At 63.9% G+C, this 13,097-nt stretch carries 11 protein-coding genes; 3 read left to right on the top strand and 8 right to left on the bottom strand.

What is annotated here, in order from left to right:
- Positions 1 to 171: 171 nt before the first annotated feature.
- Positions 172 to 447 carry a fucose-binding lectin protein gene (locus tag BG83_RS0112130; RefSeq protein ID WP_024976975.1) on the top strand — a complete coding sequence of 92 codons (276 nt, stop codon included), beginning with the start codon at positions 172 to 174 and terminating at the stop codon, positions 445 to 447.
- Here BG83_RS0112130 and BG83_RS29275 read toward each other — a convergent pair.
- Positions 429 to 656, bottom strand: coding sequence for a hypothetical protein (locus BG83_RS29275; protein WP_152543695.1), 228 nt, complete (start codon positions 654 to 656; stop codon positions 429 to 431). The two genes, BG83_RS0112130 and BG83_RS29275, sit on opposite strands and share 19 nt — an antisense overlap.
- A 151-nt stretch (positions 657 to 807) precedes the next feature.
- On the opposite strand from BG83_RS29275, the gene BG83_RS0112125 reads away from it, so the two are divergent.
- Positions 808 to 1,755, top strand: a complete 948-nt coding sequence (locus tag BG83_RS0112125; RefSeq protein WP_024976974.1) for a bestrophin family protein — start codon at positions 808 to 810, stop codon at positions 1,753 to 1,755.
- 22 nt (positions 1,756 to 1,777) lie between these two features.
- On the opposite strand, the gene BG83_RS0112120 is transcribed toward BG83_RS0112125, so the two are convergent.
- Positions 1,778 to 2,455 carry a hypothetical protein gene (locus BG83_RS0112120; protein WP_024976973.1) on the bottom strand — a complete coding sequence of 226 codons (678 nt, stop codon included), beginning with the start codon at positions 2,453 to 2,455 and terminating at the stop codon, positions 1,778 to 1,780.
- Between the two features lie 100 nt (positions 2,456 to 2,555).
- On the bottom strand, positions 2,556 to 3,254 hold the full coding sequence (locus tag BG83_RS0112115) for a Crp/Fnr family transcriptional regulator (RefSeq protein ID WP_024976972.1): 699 nt from the start codon (positions 3,252 to 3,254) through the stop codon (positions 2,556 to 2,558).
- A gap of 194 nt (positions 3,255 to 3,448) precedes the next feature.
- Here BG83_RS0112115 and BG83_RS0112110 point away from each other — a divergent pair, with 194 nt between their 5' ends.
- A complete protein-coding gene (locus BG83_RS0112110) occupies positions 3,449 to 5,083 on the top strand; it encodes an acyl-CoA synthetase (RefSeq protein ID WP_024976971.1) in 1,635 nt (544 codons plus the stop codon).
- A gap of 78 nt (positions 5,084 to 5,161) precedes the next feature.
- On the opposite strand, the gene BG83_RS0112105 is transcribed toward BG83_RS0112110, so the two are convergent.
- The 5 genes from BG83_RS0112105 to BG83_RS0112085 all read right to left on the bottom strand — a co-directional run bounded on the left by BG83_RS0112105 (position 5,162) and on the right by BG83_RS0112085 (position 13,000).
- Positions 5,162 to 5,884 (bottom strand): hypothetical protein, encoded by a 723-nt coding sequence (locus tag BG83_RS0112105; protein WP_024976970.1) that lies wholly within the window; start codon positions 5,882 to 5,884, stop codon positions 5,162 to 5,164.
- 21 nt (positions 5,885 to 5,905) lie between these two features.
- On the bottom strand, positions 5,906 to 7,054 hold the full coding sequence (locus BG83_RS0112100) for a hypothetical protein (RefSeq protein WP_024976969.1): 1,149 nt from the start codon (positions 7,052 to 7,054) through the stop codon (positions 5,906 to 5,908).
- Positions 7,055 to 7,062: 8 nt separating this feature from the next.
- Entirely contained in the window at positions 7,063 to 10,203 is a 3,141-nt protein-coding gene (locus BG83_RS0112095) for a toxin VasX (RefSeq protein WP_024976968.1), read from the bottom strand.
- Positions 10,196 to 11,176, bottom strand: a complete 981-nt coding sequence (locus BG83_RS0112090; protein WP_024976967.1) for a hypothetical protein — start codon at positions 11,174 to 11,176, stop codon at positions 10,196 to 10,198. The genes BG83_RS0112095 and BG83_RS0112090 overlap by 8 nt, the downstream gene beginning before the upstream one ends.
- Positions 11,177 to 11,485: 309 nt before the next feature.
- On the bottom strand, positions 11,486 to 13,000 hold the full coding sequence (locus tag BG83_RS0112085) for a lactonase family protein (RefSeq protein WP_024976966.1): 1,515 nt from the start codon (positions 12,998 to 13,000) through the stop codon (positions 11,486 to 11,488).
- Between the last annotated feature and the right edge of the window lie 97 nt (positions 13,001 to 13,097).

The raw sequence follows: 13,097 nt of genomic DNA, 5'->3' as shown, positions 1-13,097 counted from the left end.
GGTAATCTGTTCAGTAAGTTTTCTCTCCATCTGTACTTCATATATCTCAGCGGCGGCTGGAATTTTATTTGCTTATGCTACCGAAGCCCTGAATTTGGGCCGAAGTAAATGCCGTGAAAATCGCACCGCATTTGCTGCGTTGATATTGAAATCACATTCTGGAGATAAAACATGTCGAACGTTCAGACCGCTGCCACGTCGTGGGGGACAGTGCCGTCGATCCGTGTGTACACGGCCAATGGTGGCAAGATCACCGAGCGTTGCTATGACGGGAAGGGGTGGTACACGGGCGCTTTCAACGAGCCCGGCGATAACGTCTCCGTCACCAGCTGGCTGGTCGGCAGCGCTATCCATATCCGCGTGTATGCAACCAGCGGCAGCAATACCACCGAGTGGTGCTGGGACGGCAACAGCTGGACCAAGGGCGGCTACACCGCCACCAACTGATTTTCTGCAGGCTTGATCGTGCGGAATCCTGAAAAGGGGGGTTCCGCATAGGTTGGCGTAAAACGAGAGCGTTCGTTTTGCGCCGATTTGCGTTTTGTATGTTCGATGCGCTGGGTTTTTAAAATCTTGGTTGATCGGTATTTGAAAATAATCGAACCATAAAATACTGCCTGCCGCCGCAGGGCATGTCCTGCGTGCAGGCAATGCATCCGCCGTGATGCTGGCGCGCGCCTCCCGGCATTGCGCCGCGCAACTCGGCGCCGAGCCGCACGTAGCGTAAATGCACCCCAACACGGGTGTCAGACGCCCGGGGTGCTCTGCGATAATCGCAGCCACTCCAGCTCCCGCCTCACCCTCCCCATGGTTGTCCGCCCCCATCTGCACTGGTTCCGCATGCTTCTGGCATGGCGCGGTTCGGTGCTGCCGCAGCTTTTGCCGCGCCTGTTCCTGATCTTCTTCGTGTCGCTGGTGGCCATTGCGGTGCATGCGCACCTGCTGCCCATCTCGGTCAACCTGAGCACGACGCCGTTCTCGCTCGTCGGCATTGCGCTGGCGGTGTTCCTGGGCTTTCGCAACAACGCGAGCTACGACCGCTATTGGGAGGCGCGCAAGCTCTGGGGCCAGTTGCTCAACACGGCGCGCTCACTCACGCGCCAGGCACTGACGTTGCCGCGTGGCGATGGCCCGAATGGCATGAACGGTGCCGTGGCCGATGCCGACGTGCGCGAGTTCGCGCAGGTGCTCGGTGCGCTGCCGCACGCGCTGCGCCATCAGTTGCGCCACACCGATGCGCGCGAAGACCTCGCCGCGCGCCTGCCTGCGCCGTTGCTCGAACGCGTGATGGCCTCGCGCTACCGGCCCATCGTCATTGTGCAGTGGTTGAGTGAATGGGTGCAGCGTCGCGCGCAAGCCGGCGCACTCGATGGGTATGCCGCCCTGGCGTTCGATCGCAACCTGAACGAGCTGTCCAACAGCATCGGCGGGTGCGAGCGCATTGCCGGCACGCCGCTGCCGTTTGCGTACTCCGTCATGATCCACCGCACGGTGTACTTCTTCTGCGCGGCACTGCCGTTCGGGCTGGTGGAAAGCATCGGCAGCTTCACGCCCGTGTTTGCGGTGTTCGTGGCGTACACCTTCATGGCGCACGAGGCCATTGCCTCGCAGCTCGAAGACCCGTTCGGCACGGAAGACAACGACCTCGCGCTCAACGCGCTCTCCAACACGATTGAAGACGCCGTGCGCGACATGCTTGGCGAGCCCAGCCTGCCGCCACGTGCGGGCGTGCGAAGCGGGGTGATCCTGGATTGATGCCGCGGTTGCGGCGCAGCGCTTAAACGGCCATCGCCAGCGGCTGCGCCCACCGCTCCAATGGGGCGGCGCTACCGTGCACCGCACCGCAGGCCGAATCTGCGTTGCGCGCCAGCAGGGCGCCCAGCTCCACTCCGAACAGGCTTGCGCATGTTTCATTCAAGGTGCGTACGTTGCGCAGGCCGGCCCGCCGGGCCACCGCATGCAGCGCTTCGGCTTCACCTTCGGGCTCGGCATTGCCGCACATCAGCGCCAACTGGTACAGCGCCCACGCGGCGCGTTGCTCGCGCACCAGGGCATGCAGCGCTTCACCTTCAGCAAACAGACGCGCACGCACCTGACGCGGGCAGGCCTGCCAGCACTCGCTGAGCAAGTCCGCTTTCCATGCCTGCGCGGGGTGTTCGAACACCAGCGTGGCCAGTGCGCGTGCCCAGGGCTTGTCATGCTGGATGGCGGCCATGCGGGGGCAGCCTGCGTCGGGCACGGCCTTGAAGCTGATGGCGCATGGCTGCCACACAGTGCCCGGTATCTCGCAGCCGAAATGCGCGAAGGCAGGCACCACAAAGGGGTCACCCGGGCGCACTTCGCGCCGCCCATTGGCATCGCGCAGGCACGCGCTGCCCAGCTCGGCCTGCACGCGCACCGCAAACGGAAAGCGCAGGCGCGAGAGACGGACATGGGCACGGCTGATGAGTGGCATGGCTGACCGATAAGGCGGCGGGTGAAGCGCGACTGTCGCAGGATTCTAAGACTGCGCGCAACAGGGGCAATGTCGCTCGGGTGACAGAGTCCGGCGGCGCTTACAGCTCCGACAAGCCGAAGAGCCGCAGCCGCTCAAGGTCGGTCACGCGGATGGTCTGGTATGACAGCGCAATCATGCCGCCTTCGGCCAGACGCTGCAGCGCGCGGTTGACGCGCTGGCGCGACAGTCCCGTCAGCAGCCCGATCTCTTCCTGCGACAGTTCCAGCACGGTGCTCGTGCGCGGGTACAGCGCGGGGTGGAACAACTGCGCAATCGCTTGCGCCACGCGCGCATCGGCGCTCAGCAGCCGGTCGTTCTGCACGGTGGCAATGAACTGGCCCATACGCTCGTTGAGCTGGCGCACGACAAAGCTGGCAAAGGGCAGGCTCTGGGCGAGCAGCGTGTTGAACACGGGTTCGGGCACCAGCAGCACTTGCGAGGCGCGGATGGCGATCACGTCATAGCGGCGGTCCTCGCGCTTGATGACGCTGCCCTCGCCGCACCAGCCGCCCGCGGGCACGCCCGAGAACGTGCAGCCGCGCCCGTCGGAGGTGTACACCGCCAGCTTGATGAGGCCGGTGTCGACGCCGATCCAGTAGCGAGACGGCTCACCGCGCCGGGCAATGAAGGCGCCGGGCTCGAATGCCTGCAGCACGGTTTCTCGCGCGGCCAGGGCCTGGTGTTCAGGCGCCAGCGCGGTGAACCACGCATGGCCTTCCAGTTGTGTGGCGGGCGTGGGGGCGCGGGTTGCGTTCATGGCAGGCGTGGGCACTCGGTCAAAGGGTGGCGGGGGCGCGTGGGGCTCTGCCGTCGCTTTGTAAGAAACCCGTCAGCCTTGGTGTGGCGCGGGTTTCCGGGCGGTTTGTCATCCAAGTGACAGAGTGCGGAAGCTAGCAGATGATAGCGTTGCCCAACAAAAAGCAACAGCGCCCGGCGCACGGAGACACAGCAATGCCCACGGATTTTGATAGCGGTCTGGCCCGCAACGCGGCCAACTTCGTCCCGCTCACCCCGATCGAATTTCTTGCCCGCGCGGCAGACGTCTATGGTGACCGTCTGGCGATCGTGCACGGCGCCGTGCGCCAGAACTGGCGCGACACCTATGTGCGCGCGCGCCGCCTGGCCAGTGCGCTGGCGCTGGCCGGCGTCGGCCGTGGCGATACGGTGGCGGCGCTCTTGCCGAACACACCGGCCATGGTGGAGGCACATTTCGGGGTGCCGATGGCCGGCGGCGTGCTCAACGCGCTCAACATTCGCCTGGACGCCGCCAACCTCGTCTTCATGCTGCGCCATGGCGAAGCCCGTGTACTGTTGGCCGACACCGAGTTTGCCGACGTGGCCCGCCAGATGGCGCTGGAGATTCCCGGCCTGAAAGTGATTGCCGTGAACGATGCCCTGGGCCCGCAGGCCGAGCCGTTTGGCGACACCGATTACGAATCCTTCCTCGCCTCGGGCGACCCGCACTATGCGTGGCAGATGCCGGCCGATGAGTGGGATGCGATTGCGCTCAACTACACCTCGGGCACCACGGGTGACCCGAAGGGCGTGGTCTATCACCATCGTGGCGCCACCATCAACGCGGTATCGAACATCCTGGAGTGGGATCTGCCCAAGCATCCGGTCTATCTCTGGACGCTGCCGATGTTCCACTGCAATGGCTGGTGCTTTCCGTGGACGATCGCGGCGCGCGCGGGCGTGAACGTCTGCCTGCGCAAGTTCGAGCCGAAGCTGGTGTTCGACCTCATGCGCGACGAGGGCGTGACGCACTACTGCGCAGCGCCCATCGTGCACACCGCGCTGGTGAACGCGCCGCCGTCTTGGCGCGAGGGCTTGCGCGGGCCGGTGCGCGGCATGGTGGCGGGCGCACCGCCGCCGGCGGCCGTGCTGGCGCAGATGGAAGCCATGGGCTTCGAGCTGACGCACGTCTACGGCCTGACCGAGGTGTACGGCCCCGCCGCCGTCTGTGCCGAGCAGGACGAATGGCGCACGCTGCCCGAGCACGACCGCGCCACGATGAAGGCGCGCCAGGGCGTGCGGTACCACCTGCAATCGCAGGTGGCGGTACTCAACCCGGAAACCATGCAGCCCGTGCCGGCCGATGGCGAGACCATTGGCGAGATCATGTTCCGCGGCAACATCTGCATGAAGGGCTACCTCAAGAACGAGAAGGCCACGCGCGAGGCCTTTGCCGGCGGCTGGTTCCACACCGGCGACCTGGGCGTCTGCATGCCCGACGGCTACATCAAGATCAAGGACCGCAGCAAGGACATCATCATCTCCGGCGGCGAGAACATCTCAAGCGTCGAGGTGGAAGACGCGCTGTACCGCCACCCCGCCGTGCTGGCTGCCGCCGTGGTCGCCCAGCCCGACGCCAAGTGGGGCGAAACACCGTGCGCCTTCGTTGAACTCAAAGACGGCGCCACCGCCACCGCAGAAGACCTGATCGCGCATTGCAAGACATTGCTGGCCGGCTTCAAGGTGCCCAAAGCGGTGTTCTTCGGGCCGCTGCCCAAGACGTCGACAGGCAAGATCCAGAAGTACGAGCTGCGCCGCAAGGTGAACTCCACCTCGGCGATCGACGTGTGAGCCTGTTGCGGGCGACCGCGTGCGCCCGCAACAAGAAGGCCACGGCCAGCGGCTGCACCCACCGCGGCTGGGATGGCGCTACTGGGCGCGCCCGAGCGGGTTGCATTCCGGCCGGGCGGCCGCCTCTGCCGTGTCCCGCACGTTGGACAGACGCAGTACCGAAAACGGGCCGAAGTAGCGCTGCGTCCGTACCAGGCATTCATAGCCCTGCGCTTGGGCATCGTCCGGGGCGTAGGCTTCAAATGTGTCCAGCGTGCCCAGCAGGGCGGTGTGATCGCCGCGCCAGACAACGCGGCTCGGCCTGCCCTCAACGGACTCAACCGGTGCGGAAGCCGCATTCCGCTCGATGCGGGGGCCGGGCAGGGCCCGGAATCCGTGGAACGCGTACGTAGTCTCTTGCGTGGTGCCAACCGGCTTCGGTTCGTCGCTCGTGTTGTTTGCAGCGTCTCTCAGGTGAACGTGCTCAATGCTCACGTTGTCCGGCGCGATGGCCAGCACCAGCAGCGCCACTGCGGCAGCAAGCGCAACACCAACCTGCCGATACATCCCGCCGCGCACTCCCGGCCCGCGCGTCACCCATAGCGAGTAAGCGAGTTGCGGCAGCATCAACAACCCGCCCAGCCACAGCAACGCAGTGCCCGCAGCGTCATAACCGAGATGCCAGTTCAGCGCGGCCAGCCAGCCGATGTCTTTGGACTGGCCCAGCGCGAGGCACAGACCGCCGGTGATGAGCAGCAGGGCGACAACGGCGCTGTACCGGCGCAGGGGTTGGCGGGAGGGTGGGTTGGAAAGCGCGTCCATGGTGTTGTGTCGGGTGTGTTCTTAGAGTTTGCGAAAGAGTTCGCCCCAGATGTCGATCAGAAACGACTGGAAGGCAATGTGGAATGCGAATGCCCAAGCGCTCGCGCCCAGCGCGATGCACACGGTGCATACGATGCCGATGATCCAGGTCGCTTTGCGGCGTCCCGCGCGCTCGTGAGGCGCCTTGCTGCGGATGCGGTATGGATTGGCTTCATCGGCGGTGGGCGCTTCATCGGCTATCCACGCTGTGGGTAACTGTGCTTCGCGACGGAATCGTTCGTACAGAATGGTCGACAGCGGTCCGGGCCAGAAGATGATCCACCAGAAGATGCGGAATGGTCCGATGGCCGGCCACCAGTTACGCTTGCGCAGGCGGCCGATGACGCCCGCCGCAATGTCTTCTGACGAGTCGGTGGGGCTGATTTCCCGCATCGGTCCGAAGTCCAGCAAGGCGTTCTGCCACGTGCGTCCGCCGGGCACGACCTCAAGTTCGGGGAGCGCCTCGGGCGCCTCGTCCATGTAGCGGCGAATGAGTTCCCATAGGCGCTGGCATGCATCCCGGCTGGGGAGGATGCCCTGCACACGCATACGTTGTATCGGCCGGGGGGATGGCCCGGTACTGAATTCCACTAGCACCAACGCCCAGGCCGGGGTTGCACCCATGGTCAACGGGCCGGGCACGGCTGACGCAAATGGGCGCACATGGTTCCAGTCGAGCCGGACGGCCGCCTTGCCTTCCTGTGTGTAGATGCTGCGCGTCCTGCGGTTGAAATGCAGATTTGCGTATCGGCTGAACAGGCTGATCTTGAGCAGGTACACGATGCCGACAAGGCACGCCGGAATCAGTACGGCCGATATCACGCCCGTGACGATCTGCCCGGACAGCGGCTGGTTTTTTTCAAAGAACCCAAGCACCGTCATCGGCACAAGAACGGACAACCCGAACAACAGCGCGAGCGCCATGAACGGGCTGAGCGCTTCAACATCGGACGCGATCTCGTCATAGGCCCACACCATGGAGCGCGTATCGAGCTTGATGATGCTGCGCGGGGGCGGCTCGGGCGCCGCATCGCTATGCTGGGGCAACTCACCTTGCAGCAACGCTTCGGCGCCGCCAGCTGCGCTGGAGGGCGACGGCTGATGCGGCGACAGGTGAGACGGGTTACGCATGCCACCTCTCAACCATGGGCGGGCTCCTTCTCCTGGGCTTCAGCGACCTCGTCAGCGGAACGGCCGTCCACGACGAAATCTTTGTATGCGGCACGATTGGGCCAGTACTGTACCTCCGCGTCGGGCACGCCCTGGATGAGTGCCTTGCCTGTCCGGAAGAGGCCGGCGCCGGGCACCAGCACGTCTGTGATGGCATTCTTCCATCGGCCGGCTTCATAGTTGTCGCCTCCACCAAACCAGATCAGGATGGAGAGCCCCTCGCCTTCCACACTGGCGCGGGCATGCACCTGCTTGGAGGCTTCAGTGTGGATCACGTTTTCCAGATGGAATTCCTTGGCGGTCACTTTGGAACGCCCTGTGCCATTGAGCAGATATCGGGCTATCACGCCGTGCCCGGAAGACTTCGGTGCCTTGATCTGAATGTCCATTTCGGTGGCATCGCCAAACACCGGAATCTCGATCTTGATGGCGTCGGGGTTTCCAAATGCCGAGGCCTTCTCGAGTTTGACCGAGTAGAACAGGCGTAGCAGCGCGTCCAGTTGCTGGCGCGTACTGGAATAGGGGCGCCCCCAGTCGTGCGAACGGACGCCGAGCAAACTACGGTCGGCCCATTTTGCAAACGGGCTGGTGACAAGGTGGTCCGACCAGAAGCCGAAGCCCCACGACGCTACGGTCAACACGCCGGAGGCGATGCCGATCCACATGGCAACCGGGGGCACTTCAGCAGAGACTTCCGCGCCCACTGCCGCGGTTTCTCCCGCCACAGCCAAGCCGGCGGCAACTTCGCCTGCGGCCGTAGTTGCCGCGCGCTTGGCCAGACCCTCCAACGCCGCCTTGGCCACCATGCGTGTGTAGGCGTAGTAGGCAACGCCGCTGGCGATGCCGGCCACGCCGGAAGCGGTCTTCGCCCTGGCGGCGCCGTGGTCGCCTTCTTTCCAAAGCTTGGTCGCATCCCAGATGCCCAGGCTGCCTTCGATGATGGAAACGGCCATCACCAGCCGGCCTGCAGCGGCGGTCAGTCGATAGAACTCCGCCGTCTTGACCCCTTTGTTGGCGATCTGGCTGGCCACATATCGGAGTTCATAGCTCGCCTGCCAGATGGCGACCGCAGATGCCGAAGCTTCCGATATGTCTTTGACTAGACGCCCCCAGTTGGCATCTCCATGCTGAGCCTCGCTGATATCCACGCCAAGCTCATTCAGGCTCTGACCCAGCGAAGAGATCCGCAACGCCGCAAGGCCCGCAGAGAATGCCCCGTAACCCTTGACGCCTTTCAACGAGGGCGCTTCCTCAAACTTCAGGATTTCACTCTCGGGTATTGCATGCGTTGCGTCTGCCAGTTCGGCCACCTTGCCAAACTGCGCCGGCATAGGTTTGCCCTTGGGCCACTGTTCTCCAAGCACCTCCAGGTACTCGTCGAGTTGCTTGGCCGTCTTGGGTACCGTCGTCATCACCTTGCCGCCGGGTTTGCCCTTCAGGTTGTCGGGCAGCGTTTCTGCGGGAAGCGGACGGTTGTAGGCCGTTTTGGTCGTGCCGACGCTCAGGCCTTTGCCGTCGCCATTGGCGCGTCGCAAGTGGGCAAGGAAACCCGCTGCACCGCCTTTGACCTTGACCTGCAGGATGGCCACGTCTTCCGCAGTCAATGCGGCGGCCTGAATACGCCGGAATGTCTGCCGATACAGCTTGGGGTCCGCCTTGAGCAACTGGCGCATGCGACCACTGACGACTTGCATCAGGCGCTTTGCGTTTTCCGAGTTCAGATGTGCGGCTTCGTTCTTGAGCTCGCGTATTTCCTTGAGATAGGCAATCTGATCGCGCGCCTCAATGTACATCTTGCTGCCTTCGCCAACCTTTCCCTTGTGAGGCAGCAGCTTGTCGAGCAGGTCTTCCTGATTAGCGGCGACGCCTCTCCAGAAAAGCCGCTTGCTGTCGACGGTGTCGAGCTTGAGTTGCGGCAGCAAAATTTTTTGGAATTCGTCGTTGTTGATGCCGCAGCCTTCAAACATGTTGGCAACGCAATGGCCCAGGTGTGCGGCCATCGTCGTGTCCTTGGCGTCGAATACATCCGGGTGGCGCCGTGCCGGCAGGAACTGCATCCAGGCAACGTAGTCGGCGGATCGCTTGTCGAAGTCGGCAGCGGCGTCGGTGCAACGGCGATACTTGGAGAGGTAGTTGGCGTAGTTGTCCTTGTTCAGCTTGCTCTCGACTTTTTCTTTCTGTTCGCCGAACGGTGTGCCTTCAATCAATCCCGCCGTTGCCATCAGATCGCGCTCAGCATCGGTGTACGGTTTTCCTTTCCCGTCCGTATTCCCCATGATGTCGGCCAGCGCGCAGTTGCGGTAGTAGTTCAACTGCGTGGCGATGCCAATGTCATCTTCCAGCGGCAAAAGAAGCCCCTCAATCTTGTACGGAGCATTGTTGCGCTTCATGACGTTCAAGAGCGAGGCTTCCGTGCACGGCGTGGGCCGGCTGTAAGCCTCCACCAGCAAGGTGCGACGATCAACGCGCTGCTGGAACCCCATCACCTGGTTCTTGAGCACGCCGTCGCCAATCAGGCTCAACGGTCCCATGTTGACCATCACGGTCGACTCGCACACCTTCTTCGGCATGATCTTCTTCATGTGGAAGGCAGCGGGGTCCTTGGCCACGTTGTCGCGCACGCGCTTCGTCCAGCGTGCATCCGAGAAGCCGATCCAGGCGGTAGGACGCCTCGTTGGCTCGGCGATGGTGAGCAGCAGTGCATCCGGGGTGTTGGCCAAGCGGGAGCATGTTGCAGGATGACCGCCCATTGCCCCGGCCAAGTCCGGCGCCATGCGTTGCATACGCCCATCGGGCTGCACGGTGTAGATTTCCCACGAGGGGTCTTCCGGATAGTAGACATAGAGCCACCCGGCGCGCATGCGGCGCAGCACATATTGCGATGCTTGCAATGGCCGGCCGGCAAGGTAGCCCTGCTGATCGAGCATGCCAGCTTCCTGTATCCAGTCGGACTCTCCTGGCCGAAAGTACTGTGGCGGCAGGGCAGCGTACAGCGTCACGAGCATCGTCAGGCCCGACTTGTCGCAACTCGGGCACTCGGGCGGCTGCACTGGCAGATTGTTCTCTTTGGCCGCTGCGATGGCCTTTTGCAGCTTGGCGTGGTCAGGCATGGCTGTGTCGCTCCCAGAACGCTGCGTCGAAGCCGGCGAGTGCCGCGATGGGTGAGTCACCCTGGGCACGCGCGGCGAGCATGGCCTCGCGCACGTTGGTGTCTTGATCGAACTGCGGGGAAATCAGAACGCCGTACAAGGCGTAGATGATGCGGTCGAGCTCGTTGGTGAGGCTCCACGCGCTGCTTGCGCGTTCGAGCAACGACAGAATGGCGGCGGCCAATGGAGGCTGCACGACGTTGTGTTCGGCGTCCTGTAATGCGTTCAGTACGGCGTTGATGGTGCCGCTGTTGCGCAGCATCGCCTTGGCGGTCTCCGGCCATGTTGCGTCGGCCAAGGGCGTAGTCGGTGCCGGCGCTGGGTAGCGCTGCAACGCGCCTGCACGGTTCAGCCACCACACGCCGTTGGTGCTGGCTGCGTAGCGCACCAGTGGTTCGGCATCGCCCAAGCCGGTGAGCAGTTCAAATACGCGCGGGTCCCACAGGCGCAGATAGCGTGCGTGTGATCCGGGCCAGCGGTGCTTGGTCTGCATCGCCATCTCGTGCGCAACGTGTCGAGCCTGCTCTGCCGGAAAGACCAGCCATGCGCAAACCGATGAGCCCCGGGTCTCCCTGTCGGGATGGCGGGTGGCTTCGGCCCAGGCGAGGTCGAGCGTGAAATCGATCGTGTCATCGCGACCGAAGCCGCCGAGCGGGAGCAGGTAAGGGCGCTGCTCGGGCCGCATGATGTCAGGCGCGATGGGTAACGGTACTGCTTCGCTGCGACGGCGTGCGTTCGCAAGCGGGTCCGTGATCTGCGGGCTGATCAGTACCCACAGTGACGATGGCGGTGGGCCGTCGAGCAGCGGGTCCACTTGCGCAAACAGGTGGTCCCCCAGGTGTTGGAGCGTGGTGGCGTCGGCCAGGGCAGTGCGCTGGGGGCTCGGGCGTGCCGCCATGCTTTGTGCCAGTTCCTGGAGGATGCTGTTGGCCACGTTACGGTTCCTTGGGCGGCGTCGCGCCCATGTCGTCGAGTGGGGTCAACACGATGGGCGGCGGTATCGCGAACGCGCTCTGCCGGTGTTCTCGCATCACTCAAATGAAGCGTCATTCGAGGTGCCGCCGGTCTGGGCTAGGCGATGGTATTGGAATCGCGCACTGGGCTGGATTAAGAGGTGTTAATAAACCGCAGAAATAGCACCTTTCAGGCGCTGCAGGGCCCAATGGGTGAACGCCGGAATACAAAAAAAGCCCCTCGCCATCGCGAGGGGCTTTGCATTCGCGCAAACCGATTCAGCTCACCCTCAAGGCACCGCCACAATCGCCATCCCGCGTGGGATGTTGCCGGTGGCAGCCGATCCGCTTGCCACGGCGGTCAGCTTGCCGGTGGTGCTGTTGATGCTGTACGCGCTGACGCGGTTGTCTACGGCGTTGACCACGTAGGCGAAGGTGCCGGCGGGGTTCACGAGCACGGTCACGGGCGCGTTGCCGGTGGGCGTGGTGTCGACCAGCGTGAGCGCGCCGTTGGCCGGGTTGATGCTGAAGACGCTGACGGTGTTGGCCAGCACGTTGGTCACATACATGAAGCCGCCCGACGGTGCGATGGCGATGTAGTACGGGTTGGTGCCTGCCGCCACCGGTGTGCCCGATGCGGTGAGCGCGCCGGTGTTGCTGATGCTGTAGACGTTGATGGTGTTGTCTGCGGCGTTGGTCACGTAGGCGTAGGTACCTGCCGAGTTGACCGCGATGAACTGAGGCGTATTGCCCGTGTTGACCGTGGTGCCCACCTGCGTGAGTGCGCCCGTGGTGGTGTTGATGGCAAACGCCATGGCCGTGCCCGGCGTGGCGCCGCTGTTGGCATTCACCACGTAGGCGAAGGTGCCTGCGCTGTTGATGGCGATCGTGTACGGGTTGGCCCCGGCCGTGATGGGCGCGAGGGCGGTAAGCGCACCGGTGCCCGTGTTGACGGAGAACGCCGACAGCGTGTTGTCTCCATAGTTGCTCGTGTATGCGAACTTGCCGTTGGGCGTGCGCGCAATGCTGTACGGCTGCATGCCCGTTGGCGTGGCAGAACCCACGACCGTGAGCAGCCCGGTATCGGCATTGATGGAGAGCGTAGTGACGGTGTTGTCGATGGCGTTGGCCACGTAGACGTACTTGCCCGCCGGGTCGATGGTCAGCGACAGCGGCCCTTGCCCCACAGGCACCGATGCACCAATGGCCGTGGGCATGCCGGTGGTCAGGTCCAGCGTGAAGGCGGAGATCGTGCCGTCGTTCGAGTTGACCGCATAGCCGAACAGCGGCCGCGGCGCGCAGGCCACCGCAATGGTGGTCACGTTGCTGGTGCCCACAATGCCACTGCCGTTGGTGACAGTGCAGTTCTCACCCGACGGACGCGTACCGACCGTGGCTGCATAGGGCTTGCCCTGCGCGAGCTTGGTCGGAAAGTTGAAGCTGCCGTTGGCATTGACGACAATCGCATCGCCGCCGTTGTCCAGCAGCGTGACGGATTTGCCCGTGGCCAGGCCACTGACGGTGCCACCCACGGAGTAAGTTGCCGGGGCAGGCGCAGGGGCCGGTGTGGGTGACGGCGTAGGCGATGGCGCGGGCGTGTTGTTATTCGTCGGTGGGGTCGTGGCGGTTGCATCGTCGCCGCCACCGCAGGCGGTGAGCCCGAGCGACAGCGCGGCGGCCATCACCAGCGCGGCGCCGTGCATGCCACGTGTGTGCCTGGGAGCGTCGGGTGGGATCGGTGCCGGTGTCGGCTGTGTGTGTGCGCTGTTGCTGCGTTGCGCGTGGGCGATCAAAAGCTCGGCCATGGCTTCCCCCGTTTCTGGTTGTCGCGGTTTGTTGACTCGCGTTTCCTCGAAGCATAGGTACCCGGGTTCGCACGCCGACATAGGCCAATTGACGGAC

It is taken from the genome of Ralstonia pickettii (assembly GCF_000607165.1).
GTDB lineage: Bacteria > Pseudomonadota > Gammaproteobacteria > Burkholderiales > Burkholderiaceae > Ralstonia > Ralstonia holmesii.
Note: the sequence above shows the minus strand (reverse complement) of the source record. Positions and strands in the feature narration are given on the sequence as shown.